The organism is Pseudomonas cichorii (assembly GCF_018343775.1).
In the GTDB taxonomy this organism is placed as follows: Bacteria; Pseudomonadota; Gammaproteobacteria; order Pseudomonadales; family Pseudomonadaceae; genus Aquipseudomonas; species Aquipseudomonas cichorii.
Genome location: NZ_CP074349.1, coordinates 5,469,720 through 5,485,821 on the forward strand (window position 1 = coordinate 5,469,720; position 16,102 = coordinate 5,485,821).

At 59.7% G+C, this 16,102-nt stretch carries 15 protein-coding genes; 5 read left to right on the forward strand and 10 right to left on the reverse strand.

Features of this window, described 5'->3' with window-relative positions; genetic code table 11:
- The first annotated feature begins 3 nt into the window (after positions 1 to 3).
- From pqqC to KGD89_RS23635, 4 genes are read left to right on the forward strand one after another with little or no spacing between them, the layout of a single operon-like run.
- On the forward strand, positions 4 to 756 hold the full coding sequence (gene pqqC / locus KGD89_RS23620) for a pyrroloquinoline-quinone synthase PqqC (protein ID WP_025262194.1): 753 nt from the start codon (positions 4 to 6) through the stop codon (positions 754 to 756).
- Positions 753 to 1,028: a pyrroloquinoline quinone biosynthesis peptide chaperone PqqD gene (gene pqqD, locus KGD89_RS23625; RefSeq protein WP_025262195.1), complete on the forward strand. Its 276-nt coding sequence runs from the start codon at positions 753 to 755 to the stop codon at positions 1,026 to 1,028. The genes pqqC and pqqD overlap by 4 nt, the downstream gene beginning before the upstream one ends.
- Positions 1,021 to 2,187, forward strand: coding sequence for a pyrroloquinoline quinone biosynthesis protein PqqE (pqqE, locus tag KGD89_RS23630; RefSeq protein WP_025262196.1), 1,167 nt, complete (start codon positions 1,021 to 1,023; stop codon positions 2,185 to 2,187). The genes pqqD and pqqE overlap by 8 nt, the downstream gene beginning before the upstream one ends.
- On the forward strand, positions 2,153 to 3,979 hold the full coding sequence (locus tag KGD89_RS23635; protein WP_025262197.1) for a S9 family peptidase: 1,827 nt from the start codon (positions 2,153 to 2,155) through the stop codon (positions 3,977 to 3,979). Before pqqE ends, KGD89_RS23635 begins: the two co-directional genes overlap by 35 nt.
- A 119-nt stretch (positions 3,980 to 4,098) precedes the next feature.
- Here the strand turns inward: KGD89_RS23635 and KGD89_RS23640 are convergent, their stop codons facing one another.
- The 10 genes from KGD89_RS23640 to bioB form a co-directional block, all read right to left on the reverse strand.
- A complete protein-coding gene (locus KGD89_RS23640) occupies positions 4,099 to 4,260 on the reverse strand; it encodes a YqaE/Pmp3 family membrane protein (RefSeq protein WP_038400070.1) in 162 nt (53 codons plus the stop codon).
- Between the two features lie 322 nt (positions 4,261 to 4,582).
- The gene (locus KGD89_RS23645) at positions 4,583 to 6,361 is read right to left on the reverse strand and encodes an acyl-CoA dehydrogenase C-terminal domain-containing protein (protein WP_025262198.1); all 1,779 of its coding nucleotides are present in this window, start codon (positions 6,359 to 6,361) and stop codon (positions 4,583 to 4,585) included.
- 226 nt (positions 6,362 to 6,587) lie between these two features.
- Positions 6,588 to 7,886, reverse strand: a complete 1,299-nt coding sequence (locus tag KGD89_RS23650; RefSeq protein ID WP_025262199.1) for a GGDEF domain-containing protein — start codon at positions 7,884 to 7,886, stop codon at positions 6,588 to 6,590.
- Positions 7,887 to 8,124: 238 nt separating this feature from the next.
- Positions 8,125 to 9,930 (reverse strand): phenylacyl-CoA dehydrogenase, encoded by a 1,806-nt coding sequence (locus KGD89_RS23655; protein WP_025262200.1) that lies wholly within the window; start codon positions 9,928 to 9,930, stop codon positions 8,125 to 8,127.
- 321 nt (positions 9,931 to 10,251) lie between these two features.
- The gene (locus KGD89_RS23660) at positions 10,252 to 10,548 is read right to left on the reverse strand and encodes a hypothetical protein (RefSeq protein WP_025262201.1); all 297 of its coding nucleotides are present in this window, start codon (positions 10,546 to 10,548) and stop codon (positions 10,252 to 10,254) included.
- Between the two features lie 162 nt (positions 10,549 to 10,710).
- Positions 10,711 to 11,391, reverse strand: a complete 681-nt coding sequence (gene bioD, locus KGD89_RS23665; RefSeq protein WP_025262202.1) for a dethiobiotin synthase — start codon at positions 11,389 to 11,391, stop codon at positions 10,711 to 10,713.
- A gap of 31 nt (positions 11,392 to 11,422) precedes the next feature.
- On the reverse strand, positions 11,423 to 12,232 hold the full coding sequence (gene bioC, locus KGD89_RS23670) for a malonyl-ACP O-methyltransferase BioC (protein ID WP_025262203.1): 810 nt from the start codon (positions 12,230 to 12,232) through the stop codon (positions 11,423 to 11,425).
- On the reverse strand, positions 12,225 to 12,956 hold the full coding sequence (locus tag KGD89_RS23675; protein ID WP_025262204.1) for an alpha/beta fold hydrolase: 732 nt from the start codon (positions 12,954 to 12,956) through the stop codon (positions 12,225 to 12,227). Before KGD89_RS23675 ends, bioC begins: the two co-directional genes overlap by 8 nt.
- A complete protein-coding gene (gene bioF / locus KGD89_RS23680) occupies positions 12,949 to 14,139 on the reverse strand; it encodes an 8-amino-7-oxononanoate synthase (protein ID WP_025262205.1) in 1,191 nt (396 codons plus the stop codon). The genes KGD89_RS23675 and bioF overlap by 8 nt, the downstream gene beginning before the upstream one ends.
- A gap of 66 nt (positions 14,140 to 14,205) precedes the next feature.
- A complete protein-coding gene (gene bioB, locus KGD89_RS23685) occupies positions 14,206 to 15,264 on the reverse strand; it encodes a biotin synthase BioB (RefSeq protein WP_025262206.1) in 1,059 nt (352 codons plus the stop codon).
- Between the two features lie 92 nt (positions 15,265 to 15,356).
- Between bioB and KGD89_RS23690 the strand changes: the two genes are divergently transcribed.
- On the forward strand, positions 15,357 to 16,091 hold the full coding sequence (locus KGD89_RS23690) for a ComF family protein (protein ID WP_025262207.1): 735 nt from the start codon (positions 15,357 to 15,359) through the stop codon (positions 16,089 to 16,091).
- Positions 16,092 to 16,102 lie beyond the last annotated feature (11 nt).

The window sequence follows — 16,102 nt, forward strand, 5'->3', positions numbered from 1 at the left end:
AAGATGAGCGAAGCAGCGCTGTCCCGCGCCGAATTTGAACAGGCCCTGCGCGCCAAGGGTGCCTACTACCATATTCACCACCCGTTCCACGTGGCGATGTATGAAGGCCGGGCGACTCGCGAACAGATTCAGGGCTGGGTCGCTAACCGCTTCTACTACCAGGTGAATATCCCGCTCAAGGATGCGGCGATTCTGGCCAACTGCCCGGATCGCGAAATCCGCCGCGAGTGGATTCAGCGCTTGCTGGACCACGATGGCGCCCCCGGCGAAGACGGCGGTATCGAAGCCTGGCTGCGTCTGGGCCAGGCGGTCGGTCTGGACCCGGACCAACTGCGCTCGCAGGAGCTGGTGCTGCCGGGTGTTCGCTTTGCCGTGGATGCCTATGTGAATTTCGCACGCCGCGCCAATTGGCAGGAAGCGGCCAGCAGTTCATTGACCGAACTCTTCGCGCCGCAGATCCACCAGTCGCGCCTGGACACCTGGCCGCAGCATTATCCGTGGATCGATCCGGCAGGCTATGAGTACTTTCGCACTCGCCTCGGTCAGGCACGTCGCGATGTGGAACATGGATTGGCGATTACACTTGAGTACTACACCACCTATGAAGGCCAGCAGCGCATGCTGGAAATTCTGCAGTTCAAACTCGACATTTTGTGGAGCATGCTGGACGCCATGAGCATGGCGTACGAGTTGAACCGCCCGCCTTACCACAGCGTCACCCACAAGAACGTATGGCATAAGGGAATCAGCCTATGAAATTCGATAGACAGTTAGTCCCCACCTGGCGCCAGGGTTATCGCTTCCAGTACGAAGAGGCACAGAAGTGCTATGTACTGCTTTACCCCGAGGGCATGATCCAGTTGAACCAAAGTGCAGGCCTGATCGGCGATCTGGTGAACGGACAGCGCAATGTGGCGCAGATCATCGCATCGCTGCAGGAGCGCTTTCCGAACTTCCCGGAGGTGGGTACCGATGTGGAGGACTTCATGAACGTTGCCCAGGAAAAGAGTTGGATCAACCTTGGCTGAAACAGGACTCACCACCGGGAACGCACTCATTCCGCCAACGCCACCTGTCGGGCTGCCGCTGTGGCTGTTGGCGGAGTTGACCTATCGCTGTCCGTTGCAATGCCCGTATTGCTCCAACCCGCTGGACTTTGCCAAACAAGGCCAGGAGTTGAGCACCGAGCAGTGGTTCACGGTGATGCAACAGGCACGACAGATGGGCGCGGCCCAGATCGGCTTTTCCGGCGGCGAGCCGCTGGTGCGCCAGGATCTGGCCGTGCTTATCGCCGAAGCCCGACGATTGGGTTATTACACCAACCTGATTACCTCCGGGATCGGCCTCACCGAACAGAAGATCATCGATTTCAAGGAAGCGGGCCTGGACCATATCCAGATCAGCTTCCAGGCCAGCGACGAGCAAGTGAACAACATGCTCGCGGGCTCGAAAAAAGCCTTCGCACAAAAACTGGAAATGGCCCGTGCAGTGAAAAAGCACGGCTACCCGATGGTGCTGAACTTCGTCACCCATCGGCACAATATCGACCGGATCGACAGGATCATCGAGCTGTGCCTGGCGCTGGAAGCCGACTTCGTGGAGCTGGCAACCTGTCAGTTCTATGGCTGGGCGCACCTGAACCGCGTTGGCCTGCTGCCCACCAAGGATCAACTGGTGCGGGCAGAAGCCGTCACCAACCAGTACCGGGAAAAGCTGGCGGCTGAAAAGCATCCCTGCAAGCTGATCTTCGTCACGCCGGACTACTACGAAGAGCGTCCCAAGGCCTGCATGAACGGTTGGGGCAACCTGTTCCTGACCGTGACCCCGGACGGCACTGCGCTGCCCTGCCATGGCGCGCGGCAATTGCCGGTCCAGTTTCCCAACGTGCGCGACCACAGCATGCAGCACATCTGGTACGACTCGTTCGGCTTCAATCGCTTTCGCGGTTACGAGTGGATGCCCGAACCTTGTCGCTCCTGCGACGAGAAGGAAAAAGACTTCGGAGGCTGCCGTTGCCAGGCCTTCATGCTGACGGGCGATGCCGCCAATGCCGATCCCGTGTGCAGCAAATCCCCGCATCACGGGATGATCACCCAGGCCCGTGACGAAGCTGAAACAGCGACCCAAACCATCGAAGAACTGGCCTTTCGCAATGAACGAAACTCACGCCTCATCGCCAAGTCCTGAACTGTTCAGCGCCGCCCAGGCCGTAGCAGCCGGTGTCGACTATGCCGAACTGGCCGCAAGCCCGGTTGGCCTGTTCTGGAGCGAATTTCGCCCACAGGATGCGGCCAGCCGAATCTGGCACTGGTGCGAAGGTCACGCTCGCTGCCTGACGCCCGAGGATTTCAGCGTGCGCAGCCGGGTGTACGAATACGGCGGTGGAGCCTTCTGCATTGCCGACGATGCCGTGGTCTTCGTCAATGAACGCGACCAGCAGCTCTATCGACAGCCCCTGAACGCCGGCGCGCCCTTTCAGCTTACACATGGCGAGCGACGCTATGGCGCGGTGCATTTCGCTGCCGGGCAGATTCTGGCGGTGGAAGAAGATCACGACATTCATCGTCTGGTGGCGATCGATCTGGCTGACAGTCATCGTCATCTGCTGGCCGAAGGCGCTGATTTCTATTCGTCGCCCGTCCTCAGCCCGGACAGGCAGCGACTGGCCTGGATTGAATGGCAACGCCCGCACCAGCCCTGGACCCGAACCCGGTTGATGTGTGCCGAACGGCTGAGCGATGGCGGCTGGTCCAGGGGACGTTGCATGGCAGGCGACGGCCCCAAGGAAGAATCCCTGCAACAACCGCGCTTCGATGCCAAAGGGCGACTATGTTGCCTGACGGATCATGATGGCTTCTGGCAGCCCTGGGGTGAAACCCCTTCAGGTTTTGCGCCCTTCCCCGCCGCGGCTGCCGATCACTCGCCAGCTCCCTGGCAATTGGGCGGCTGCACCTGGTTGCCGGTAGACAGCGGCTACCTTGCCAGTTGGTCGCAAGACGGCTTTGGTGTATTGGGTCTGCGTCATGCCGATGGCTCGGTCGAAGCGTTCAGCGGCGATTACACCCGGTTTCGCAGTCTGGCCATTGATGAGCAGTTCATCTATTGCATCGCGGCGTCGGCAGTCAGTCCATCTGCCGTGCTGGCCATTTCCCGCAAGGATCACAGTACGCACGTACTGGCTGGCGGTGTCGCGCCCTTGCCGCCCGAACGCATCAGCCGCCCGCAATCGTTGCGATACGCCAGTGGTGATGCCGAGGCTTATGGTTACTTCTATCCGGCCATGGACGGCACCGAGAAACCGCCACTGGTCGTGTTCATCCATGGTGGTCCTACTTCGGCCTGTTACCCGGTGCTGGACCCGCGCATTCAGTTCTGGGCCCAACGGGGTTTCGCCGTCGCCGACCTCAACTATCGGGGCAGCACGGGCTATGGCCGTGCCTATCGGCAAAGCCTGCATCTGAACTGGGGTGTTGCGGATGTGGAAGACGCCTGTGCGGTCGTGGAGTATCTGGCACAACAAGGCCTGATCGACAAAGACCGGGCGTTCATTCGTGGAGGCAGTTCAGGCGGCTATACGACGCTTTGCGCCCTGGCCTTCCACAAAGTATTCCGCGCCGGGGCGAGCCTTTATGGCGTCAGCGACCCCATTGCCCTGGGCAAGGCCACTCACAAGTTTGAAGGTGACTATCTGGACTGGCTGATCGGCGACCCGGTGAAAGATGTCGAACGCTATCAGGCCAGAACGCCCGTGCTACACGCGCAAAACATCCGTGTTCCGGTGATTTTCTTTCAGGGCGAACTGGATGCCGTGGTCGTCCCGGAGCAGACACGCGCCATGCTCAAGGCGCTGCAGGGCAATGGCATTCCGGCCCAGGCGCATTTCTATCCAGACGAACGCCATGGTTTTCGCAAGGCGCAGAACCTGGCTGATGCACTGGAAGCTGAATGGCAGTTTTACCAGGATGCATTTCGCGAATGAATCCACTGCTGTGGGAGCGAATCCATTCGCGAAGGCTCGTACACCTGAAGAAAATCTATCGCCTTGGATGACGCCTCGCGAATGAGTTCGCTACGGAAACTCCATTTAACGAATGGAGATCACTTACGGCTGGCGATGATGTACACGGCATGCACGATGCCCGGGATGTAACCCAGAAGCGTCAGCAGGATATTCAGCCAGAAGGCTCCCGCGAAGCCGACTTGCAGGAAAACGCCCAGTGGTGGCAGCAGGATAGCGAAGATGATACGAATGATGTCCATGGGCAAGCTCCTAGTGGATGACCTTTTGCAGGCCTGGTAGCTAATCGACCCTGGGCATCAGCAAGGGTTCCACGCGATCTGGCACACAGCCATTATTAAATCGCAGGAACAAAGAAAGCCCCGCCTAAGCGGGGCTTTCCAGACTGTTTCCCTGATATCCCTTTCGTCCCGCCATCCTGGCAGGTATCCCTTCGTGTCCCTGTTATGTCTTATTGCGCATCCTGCGCTACGTCCATGGATTTAGAGTAACTTTGGATCCATTCTGAGGGAAGAGGCAAAAAGCCAACACGTTGTGTAAGCAAATGCTTACAGACTATTACCTTCAAAATTTTGAAGCATCCATCAGATACAACGACTCACTGCCCGCACGCACGCTGGCATCCAGGGAATGGATACGCGGTAGCAGGCGGGCGAAGTAGAAACGCGCAGTACCCAGCTTGCTGGCATAGAACTCTTCCTGCCCTTCCTTGCCCAGCGCTGCCTTGGCCATCCTCGCCCACATGTAGGCGTAAGCGGTGTAGCCGAACAGGTGCAGGTACTCGACCGAGGCCGCACCGATTTCGTTGGGGTTGGAGCGCGCGCGGTCCAGTACCCAGCGAGTGAGCTCATTGAGCATGTCCAGCGCAGCGCCCAGAGGCTTGGTGAACTCGGCCAGTGAGCTGTCGGATTCGCTGATGAAGGCCTGCACTTCGTCGGCGAACAACTGATAGAACGCACCGTTCGACCCGACAATCTTGCGGCCCACCAGATCCAGCGCCTGGATGCCATTGGTGCCTTCATAGATCTGGGTGATGCGCACATCACGTACCAGTTGTTCCTGGCCCCATTCGCGAATGTAGCCATGGCCACCGAAAACCTGCTGGCCGTGAACCGTGGTTTCCAGGCCGATATCGGTCAGGAACGCCTTGGCGACCGGTGTCAGCAGCGCGACCAGATCATCGGCGCGCTGACGAGCGGCATCGTCTTCGCTGAACTTGGCGATATCCAGTTGCAGGGCCACATAGCTGGAGAAGGCACGGCCACCTTCGTTGAAGGCTTTCATCGTCAGCAGCATGCGGCGCACGTCCGGGTGAACGATGATCGGGTCAGCCGCCTTGTCCTTGTTTTGCGCGCCGGTGGGCGCACGGCTTTGGAGGCGGTCGCGGGCATATTCCACGGCGTTCTGATAAGAGCGCACGCCGGAGGCAAGCCCCTGAATGCCGACACCCAGGCGCTCGTAGTTCATCATGGTGAACATGGCCGCCAGGCCTTTATTGGGCTCGCCGATCAGATAGCCGACGGCATCGTCGAAGTTCATCACACAGGTAGCAGAAGCCTGAATACCCATCTTGTGCTCGATGGAGCCGCAACTGACGGTATTGCGCTCGCCCAGGCTGCCATCCGCGTTGACCATGAACTTGGGCACCAGGAACAGGGAAATACCTTTAGGCCCAGCGGGCGCATCCGGCAGCTTGGCCAGTACCAGATGGATGATGTTCTCGGTCAGGTCGTGCTCGCCGCCGGTGATGAACACCTTGCTGCCGGTGATCTTGTAGGAGCTGTCTGCCTGAGGTATGGCCTTGGTGCGGATGATGCCAAGGTCAGTGCCGGCATGGGCTTCGGTCAGGCACATGGAGCCACACCAGACGCCCGAGTACATGTTCGGCAGGTAAATCGCCTTGAGTTCTTCGCTCGCGTGGGTGTTGATCGAGACACAGGCGCCGGTGGTCAGCATCGGGTACAGCCCGAACGCCAGGCTGCCGGAGTTGAGCATTTCCTCGACCTGAGCCGACACCACCTTGGGCATGCCCATGCCGCCGAAATCCGGGTTGCCGCCAACACCGACCCAGCCGCCTTCAGCGTAGGTCCGGTAGGCCTCGGGGAAACCTGCCGGAGTGGTGACGACGGTGTCGTTCCAGTGGCAACCCTCTTCGTCGCCGTTACGGCTGAGCGGAGCAATGGTTTTACTGCAGACCTTGCTTGCCTCTTCGAGGATCGCGTCGACCGTCTCGGCATCGACAGTTTCGGCAAGCGCGGGCAGTTGAGCCCAGAGTGTGGAAACTTCGAATACTTCATTGAGGACGAAACGCATATCGCGCAACGGGGCTTTGTAGTCAGCCATGGCAAACCTCACAAGCAGGGAGCAAGAAAAACCTGAAAAAGAAGATCCGGACATGCTACATGCCTGGAATCAGGTGGCAATGATCGCGAGTCTAACCGAACAACGATTCAGAGACATAGGGTCATGGTGTGACTATAAATCAATTTAAAGTCACATACACGACAGACAGACGAAACAACACGGCGCCGTCAGACAGACTGCGCCGCTCACGTGCAGTTCGTCTATATCAGCTCGCGGCGTCAGCGGTACGCACCGCTCCGCGCTTGTTCAACTGAGTGTGGGAAATGACGCAGTTACGGCCCGCGCCCTTGGCGGCGTACAGCGCCTGGTCGGCAGACTTGAGGACTTCTTCCGGCGTGCGGTGCTCGGGCTGACGCTCGGCAACTCCGATACTCACCGTTACCGAAACACTGTTGGACGCTGTCGCTCCCCGTTTTTGCCGACCTTGCTGGTCGTCCTTGGGGCGATTGTCCTGGTTGCGCAGCAGGATTTCGTAATTGGCGATGCTTTCGCGGATGGCTTCAAGGTGCGGCAGGCATTCCTCCAGGGTCTTGCCAGCGAAAACGATAGCGAACTCTTCACCGCCATAGCGGTAGGCCTTGCCGCCACCATTGGTGATTTTCGACAACTTGCTGGCCACGAGGCGCAACACCTGATCGCCCACATCATGGCCGTGGGTGTCGTTGAATTTCTTGAAGTGATCGACGTCGCTCATGGCCAGCACATAATTGCGCCCCAGACGCTGCATACGCTCATTGAGCGCACGACGCCCCGGCAAACCGGTGAGTTCGTCGCGAAATGCCATCTGATAGGCCTCATGGGCGACCGCCGCGGCAATCATCAGCATCACCTGGCTGCACAGGATATTCAGGGTGAACGGCAGGATGAAGGTCTTGGGCAATGCCCAGAAGAGTCCCAGCAATCCGACGATCTGCGCTGCATGCAAAGGCCGTGGCTTTTCCAGGTATTGCCAGATCAACAGACCGAACGAACCCAGAAACATCGCATACGACAACTGGATCAGACTCATCCACGAACCATGCAGCGCCGGCCAGCGGATATCCGCCAGCCAGGTCTGCACTGCGACGGGATAACTTTGCTCAAGCCCGAATGCAACACCGCCCACAGCCACCAGCACCGCAATACGCGCCACCAGATCCTGGAACAGGTGCGTACGCTCTTCCCAGGCCGCGTAAAGCCCGAACATCAACGGCAACAGCAGACACACAAGATGAAAGATCACCGCCGCGTCTTCGCGAACCTTGCCATTATCGCGGTAGTAATCAGTCTGAGTGTCGAGCAGAAAGTAGGCGACGTAGACAGTGATCATCAGAAACAGCTCACGCTGACGCCGGTACACACCGCAATACGCACCGCCCAGCAACAGCACCAATGTCGGCAGCACGTTGAACAGGGAGGTGAAGAAAACGTTCAGGTCCTTGACGTAGGCAGCCGCCAGCCCTGCAAACAACAACGCTGCAGAAGGGAGAAAATGACTCAATCGTGCAGCAGATGGACGCAACAAGGGGAATATCTCCTACTCGGCATCGGAGTGAATATCTGGAGCAGTGGCATTGTGCCTCTCTCCAGTGAACAATGCATACAGCAGGATTGATAGCTGGCTACTTTTCTGTAACGGCAGGAGATCGAAAAGGTTTATTGATTGCTTGAGCAAGAAAGCGCTTTCTCACGCTTTTTCATCAACCTACGAAAAAGCCGCCTGACCCGAAGGGCCAGACGGCTTTGAGCTACGACCGGACTTGTCAGTAAGCCAGGCCGAAGTCTTCCTCTTTCATGTCCATCAGGTTGCCAGCACCGGAAAGGATGGCGGCGACGTGAGTACGGGTACGCGGCAGGATGCGCTGAAAGTAGAAACGCGCAGTCTGCAGCTTGGCGTTGTAGAAGGCTTGCTCGGAAGTCCCGGCTGCCAGTTTCTCGGCCGCCAGACGCGCCATGTCGGCCCAGAAGTAAGCCAGGCAGGCATAGCCGGAATACATCAGGTAATCCACCGAAGCCGCACCGACTTCTTCACGATCCTTCATGGCGGCCATGCCCACTTTCATGGTCAGCTCGCCCCATTCCTTGTTCAGCGCTGCCAGTGGCGTCACGAATTCCTGAACGCTTTCGCTGCCTTCGTTGGCCTGGCAGAACTTGTGGACGATCTTGGTGAAGCCCTTGAGCGCTTCGCCCTGGGTCATCAGGACCTTGCGGCCCAGCAGGTCCAGCGCCTGGATGCCGGTGGTGCCTTCGTACAGCATCGAGATACGGCTGTCGCGAACGTTCTGCTCCATGCCCCACTCGGCGATGAAACCATGGCCACCGTAGATCTGCACGCCATGGTTGGCGGCCTCGAAGCCCACCTCGGTCATGAAGGCCTTGGCAATCGGCGTCATGAACGCCAGCAGTGCGTCGGCGGCTTTCTTCTGGTCTTCGTCTTCGCTGTACTTGACGATATCGACCTGCTTGGCCGTGAAGTACACCATGGCCCGCGTACCTTCGGCGAAAGCCTTCATGGTCAGCAGCATACGGCGCACGTCAGGATGAACGATGATCGGGTCAGCGGCCTTGTCGGGCGCTTTCGGGCCGGTCAGCGAGCGCATCTGCAGACGGTCGCGAGCGTATTTCAGGCCACCCTGGAACGCGACTTCGGCGTGGGCCAGACCTTGCAGTGCAGTCCCCAGACGAGCGGTGTTCATGAAGGTGAACATGCAGTTCAGGCCTTTGTTCGGCGGACCGATCAGGAAACCCTTGGCCGAATCGAAGTTCATCACGCAGGTGGCGTTGCCGTGGATACCCATCTTGTGTTCGATGGAACCGCAGGTCACGGCATTGCGCTCACCGATGCTGCCGTCGGCGGCAGGCAGGAACTTGGGCACGATGAACAGCGAAATACCCTTGGTGCCCGCCGGAGCATCCGGCAGACGCGCCAGTACGATATGGACGATGTTGTCGGCCATGTCGTGTTCGCCAGCGGAAATGAAAATCTTGGTGCCGGTGACGTTGTAGGAACCATCGGCCTGAGGCTCGGCCTTGGTGCGCAGCATGCCAAGGTCGGTGCCGCAGTGAGGTTCGGTCAGGCACATGGTGCCGGTCCATTCGCCGGACACCAGCTTGGTCATGTAAGCCTCTTGCTGCTCAGGCGTACCGTGCTCGGAAATGGTGTTCATCGCGCCGTGCGAAAGGCCCGGGTACATGCCCCATGACCAGTTGGCCTCGCCAACCATCTCGCTGACGGCCAGGCCCAGAGACTCGGGCAGCCCCTGACCGCCGTGATCGACGTCATGGGCCAGGCTCGGCCAGCCGCCCTCGACGAATTGCTTGTATGCCTGTTTGAAGCCGGTCGGCGTCTTAACGCCCGACTCGCTCCAGGTGCAACCTTCGGTGTCGCCGACACGGTTCAGGGGAGCCAGTACCTGTTCGCAGAACTTGGCACCTTCCTCAAGAATGGCATCGACCATATCTGGCGTTGCGTCCTGGCATGCCGGCAGACTCTGATAGTGCGCCTCATAACCGAGCAGCTCATCACGAACGAAACGAATATCACGCAAGGGGGCCTTGTATTCAGGCATAGCGATAAACCTCTGCTGATGAATCCTGGAACGAATGACCGGGCGGTCGCCGGGAGCAAACTCCCAGGCACCAGACAATCTCGTATGCCTTACGGTCAAACAGGTGTTTGAAACATACGTTTACGCCTAAACCTTGTCAATAGCGCTTCACACACCGTTTGTCATCAATACGCTACAGGCCGCGCACGCAAAGGCATACAGCGTCGAGAAAACGATACTGTGAGTCTAGATGAGGGAAAAGAGGTTGCGCAGGCGATACAGGCTGCTGGCAGGGGGAAATTCAGAAAATGCCGCCGTGCACGGAAGGCACGGCGCAGGGGATCAGGCGTAAGTGTCGATCAGTGTACCCAGCGCTTCATCGCTGGCTTTCTGAGCTGCCAGACCCGCCTGGATCTGTTCTTTGCCAGTGGCCAGCTCAACGATGTTGGCGGGCAGGTCGGAACGCTGGCTACGGTCGACCGAGCGCAGGTTTTCGAGCTGGAAATCCGAAGACTGGCTTCTGCCGGAAACTTCGATGTTGGTGCTGGCGATCTGGGTGGCCGCCTGATCGACACGCTCCTGCCCAACCTGAATCGCGCTCAGGCCTGGATAGAGAGTATTGTTCATGGTGATTTGCATAAGCCGTTCCTCAGTTCAAATAGCGAACAGGAGCTATTGAACCAGTAAATGCAGCGGAATACTCGACAAAAAGACTAATGGCACATAGCCGGATAATAGGTTATGCCTTGAACCGGGCAAAAGCGCCTTGTGTATCAGCGACATAGTGAATGTGTTTCAAAATCAGTCGAGCAGTTCCAGGTGCAGATGTTCCGCAACGGCATCGGCACTCGCTTTCTTGAGGCGCGGCACACGCCCGATACAGGGTGCTGGCAGGCGCTCGGACAGGGTCGCAAGGTTTTCTTCCAGCCGTGAGGTCTTGGGCTCGATGATATTGGCGACCCAGCCCGCCAGTTGCAGCCCGTCCTGGGCGATGGCTTCGGCAGTCAGCAGCGCATGGTTGATACAACCCAGGCGCACACCCACCACCAGAATGACCGGCAGCCTCAGCCCCATGGCCAGATCGGAAAGGTTGCTCTGATCCGCCAGCGGTACGCGCCAGCCGCCCGCGCCTTCGATCAGGGTGAAATCCGCGTTTCGTTCCAGCAGGCGGCGCATGGGTTGCAGCAAGGCATTGACCGTCAGCGACACACCGGCCTCCCGGGCGGCCAGATGCGGCGCGATGGCGGGCTCGAAGGTGTAGGGATTGACGTCGTCGTAGCCAAGCTCCAGCGAACATTCAGCCAGCAAGGCCAGGGCATCGGCATTGCGCAGCCCTTGGGGAGTGATGACACTACCGGAAGCGACAGGCTTGCCCGCCGCCGTGCTCAGCCCAGCCAGTCGGGCCGCATGCAGCAGGCCAGCGGCGACAGTGGTCTTCCCCGCGTCCGTATCGGTTCCAGTGATGAAATACGCAGCACTCATCTCGGCATCCTTCCCTTGTCTCGCAAGCCCATCAGTTTTTTTCCAGCACCCCATAGACCACTTGATAAGTCGCGGGCAGCCCAGGCTCCTGACGGAACCTTTCGTACGCCTCGACCAAGCCACGAATCCGCGCCCTTCCCGTCAGGCCACCGGGACGTCCGGGATTAAGATTATGCGCGCCCAGCGCTTTAAGCTCATGGGTCAGGCTGCGCACATCCGGGTAATACAACACGTGAGGCCGAACCTCAAGACTGCGCACCCGCAAGCCACTGGCCGCGCACAACTGACGATAGTCATCCCGCTCGCGAAAGCGATTGACGTGCACCAGCCCATCGACGCTCTGCCAGCTTTCCCGAAGCTCCTGCAAAGTGCCGACACACAGACTGGAAAACGCGAATACACCGCCCGGCTGCAAGACCCGGCTGGCTTCACCGAGCACGGCTGCAAAATCCGCACACCATTGCACCGCGAGGCTGGAGAACACCAGTTCGCAACGGTGCGCCTGCAACGGCAGGCGCTCGGCATCGCCAGCCACAAAGTGACGGGCGCCGCCCAAGGGACGGGCATGACGCAACATGCCTTGGGCGATATCCAGTGCAACACCTTCGCTTTGCGGGAAGGCCTGCCCCAGCACCCGGCTGAAATAACCCGTGCCGCACCCCAGATCCAGCCAGCGCGAAGGGCTCAGTGTTTCAGGCAAACGGGCGAACAGTTCATGACCGACTGCGCGCTGCAAATCGGCCACGCTGTCGTAACTGCCGGCAGCCCGGGAAAACGATTCGGCCACCTGACGCTTGTCAGGCAGGCCGCCCGGTAATTTCACGTGAGAAAGATCAGTCATCGCCCGACTCATGCAAGAAGGCCTGGATCGCCGCTGCCACGCCGTGGGGGTTTTCCAGAATGAAGGCATGGCTGGCCTGTTCAATCAGACCCACTTCTATATCAGGCAACAATGCCAGCAGGTCGCCCGCAGCTTCGGCAGGCACGAACGCATCGTGCCCCGCAAACAGATGCAGTTGCGGCCCGCGATAGGTCTGCAAGGCACTGCGGGTATCGAGTTGCCCGAGGACTTTCAGGCCATCGACCAGCGTATTCGTCGACGTCTGTGGCGCTCCGGCCTTGAGCAGCCGTGACAGGCCGCGCGGGTCTTCAGCGCCTTGGGTACACAACAGGCTGAAACGCTTCAAAGTCGCTTCGGAGTCAGCCGAGCAACCGGCCAGAAAAGCCGAGAACTCGCCTTCCGCCATCGCATTGGGCCACGCGCCACGGGTCACGAAACTGGCATTGCTGGCCAGGGTCAGCAGCCCGCAGCAGTCATCGCCGCGTCGTGCCGCCAGCTCCGCAGCCAGCATGCCACCCAGCGACCAGCCGCCCAGCCAGGCACCGGTCGGGATATTGGCGTCCAGTTCGTCGAGCCATTCCTGAACATCACAACTGTCGAGGTCCGGCAACGGCTCGATCTCGACCCGCAAATGCTCGTCAAGCCCGCGCAACGCGGCCGCCAGCGGCTCAAGTGGCGAGACACCAAGGCCCCAACCGGGTAGCAGGATCAAACGATCACGCATGCTCGGACTCCATCGATTCACTTGTGCCCAGCAGCGGGTAACACTGCTCCAGTGCATTCAACAATAGCTGCACTTGGTCGGCACTGTGCGCCGCAGACAACGTCACCCGCAAACGGGCACTGCCAGCAGGTACAGTAGGGGGACGAATCGCCGTGACCAGCAAGCCCCGCTCGCGCAGCATCTGCGACAGGCGCAAGGCGCGCCCCGCATCGCCGATCATGATCGGCTGGATCGGTGTGAAGCTGTCCATCAGTTGCAGACCGATCTGCTCGGCGCCACGTCGAAACTGCTGGATCAAACGCCCCAGATGCTCGCGACGCCAGTGTTCGGTGCGCAGCAGCTCCAGGCTCTTGAGGGTGGCGCAGGCCAGCGCAGGCGGCTGGCTGGTTGTATAAATGTAGGGCCGGGCGAACTGGATCAGGGTTTCGATCAGTTCCTCGCTGCCCGCCACAAAGGCGCCCGACGTACCGAACGACTTGCCCAGCGTGCCCACCAGCACCGGCACCTCTTCGATGCCCAGACCGAAGTGCTCGACAATACCGGCACCTTTGGCACCCAGCGGTCCGAAGCCATGGGCGTCGTCCACCATCAACCAGGCGCCTTTGGTTTTCGCGACTTGTGCCAGCGCGGGCAGGTCGGCGATATCGCCATCCATGCTGAACACGCCATCGGTCACCACCAGCGTATCGCCGACAGCTTTGTCCAGCCGGGCATCAAGGCTCGCCGCATCATTATGCAAGTAGCGGGAAAAGCGCGCACCGCTGAGCAGGCCAGCATCCAGCAATGATGCATGATTGAGCCGGTCTTCCAGCACCGTATCACCCTGCCCCACCAGCGCCGTGACGGCACCGAGGTTGGCCATGTAGCCATTGGAAAACAGTAACGCTCGCGGGCGGCCGGTGAGTTCGGCCAGGGCTTCTTCCAGTTCGTGATGCGGGCCGCTGTGGCCAATCACCAGATGCGATGCGCCGCCACCCACGCCCCAGCGCGATGCGCCCGCCTGCCAGGCAGCGATCACTTCAGGATGATTGGCCAGACCCAGGTAATCGTTGTTGCAGAACGCCAAAAGCGGCTGGCCATCAACCGTTACCTGCGGACCTTGCGGACTTTGCAGCAGCGGGCGCTGGCGATAGAGATGTTCGGCGCGACGGGCTTCAAGGCGCGTGCGGAGATCGAAAGACATGCAAGCCCCGGTCTTCGGAAAAGATGATTCAAACCGGGCCGCTCGCATGCGGCCCAGTCAAGAGGATCAGGCAGACGCCGCGTCGTAGAACATGGCGCTGCTCTTCTGCTCGACCAGCGCCTGCTCGATGGCCGCCTGATGCACTTCATCGGCGTGCTCTTCGCGGGCTTCGGGCTTGATCCCCAGGCGCGAGAACAACAGCATGTCCTTGTCGGCCTGCGGGTTGGCGGTAGTCAGCAATTTCTCGCCGTAGAAAATCGAGTTGGCTCCGGCGAAAAACGCCAGGGCCTGCATCTGTTCGTTCATCGCCTCGCGACCGGCCGACAGGCGGACATGGGACTGCGGCATCAGAATACGAGCCACGGCCAGCATGCGGATGAAGTCGAATGGATCGACTTCCTCAGCGTTCTCCAGCGGCGTACCGGCGACTTTCACCAGCATGTTGATCGGCACCGACTCCGGGTGCTCAGGCAGGTTCGCCAACTGGATCAGCAGCCCGGCCCGGTCATCCAGCGACTCGCCCATGCCCAGAATCCCGCCGGAACAGATCTTCATCCCGGCATCGCGCACATACGCCAGTGTCTGCAGACGCTCGCTGTAGGTGCGGGTGGTGATGATGCTGCCGTAGAACTCCGGCGAGGTGTCCAGGTTGTGGTTGTAGTAATCCAGGCCCGCCTGGGCCAGCGCCTCGGTCTGATCCTGATCCAGACGCCCCAGGGTCATGCAGGTTTCCAGGCCCATGGCTTTGACGCCTTTGACCATTTCCAGCACGTAAGGCATGTCCTTGGCCGATGGGTGCTTCCAGGCTGCGCCCATGCAAAAACGGGTCGAACCGATGGCTTTGGCGCGAGCGGCCTCTTCCAGCACCTTCTGCACTTCCAGCAGCTTTTCTTTCTCAAGACCGGTGTTGTAGTGACCGGATTGCGGGCAGTACTTGCAGTCTTCGGGGCAGGCGCCGGTCTTGATCGACAGCAGGGTGGAAACCTGAACGCGGTTGGCATCGAAGTGAGCGCGGTGCACGGTCTGCGCCTGAAACAGCAGGTCATTGAATGGCTGTACGAACAGCGCCTTGACCTCGGCTAAAGTCCAGTCGTGACGCAGAGTGGCGGTGGTGCTGGCGCTCATCGGGCGGCTCCTTGGTTTTATTCAGGCAGTGCGCCAAGGCGAGGAAAGCCCACAAGCGCTACACGGATGTTCGGCATATTTAAGGAAGAGCCATGCCCTGTCAACCCAATCACAATCAAGAGGTTTACATCTGGTTAAAAAGTAAACATATCTGCTTATTGTGCGATGAATTCAGCGATGCGCCTTTTCCCGTTTGCGTGGCCTGCGAAACCGAGTTGCCCTGGCTTGGGGATCAGTGCCTGCAATGCGCCCTGCCGCTTCCGGCCTCCGGCATGAATTGCGGGCAATGCCTCAAACGACCACCGGCATTCACAGAAGTCATCGCGCCCTGGCTGTACGACTTTCCGGTGGACAGCCTGATTACGCGCTTCAAACACCAGAGCCGGTGGCCCATGGGGCGCTTGCTGGCGGAGCTGGCCGGGCAGTTTCTGCAGCACCGCTTTGAGGAAGGCCTGGCCCGGCCCGATTGCCTGTTGCCCGTTCCACTGGCCACCCGGCGTCTGCGCCAGCGTGGCTACAACCAGGCGGGCATGCTGGCCGGCTGGCTGGGCAAAGCCCTGAATCTGCCTGTGGATGAACGCCAGTTGCTGAGAGTTCGCGAGACAACGGCTCAGCAGGACCTGGATGCAAAAAGCCGCAAACGCAATCTGAACGGAGCCTTCAAGGTGGTGGATGCGGCATCGGTGCAAGGCAAGCACCTGGCCTTGGTCGATGATGTACTGACCACAGGCTCCACAGCCGATGTGATTGCCCGCACCTTGCTCAGGAGCGGTGCCCGGCGGGTGGATGTCTATTGCCTGGCCAGAACGCCCAGGCCGGAGGGCTGATCAGCTTCTGG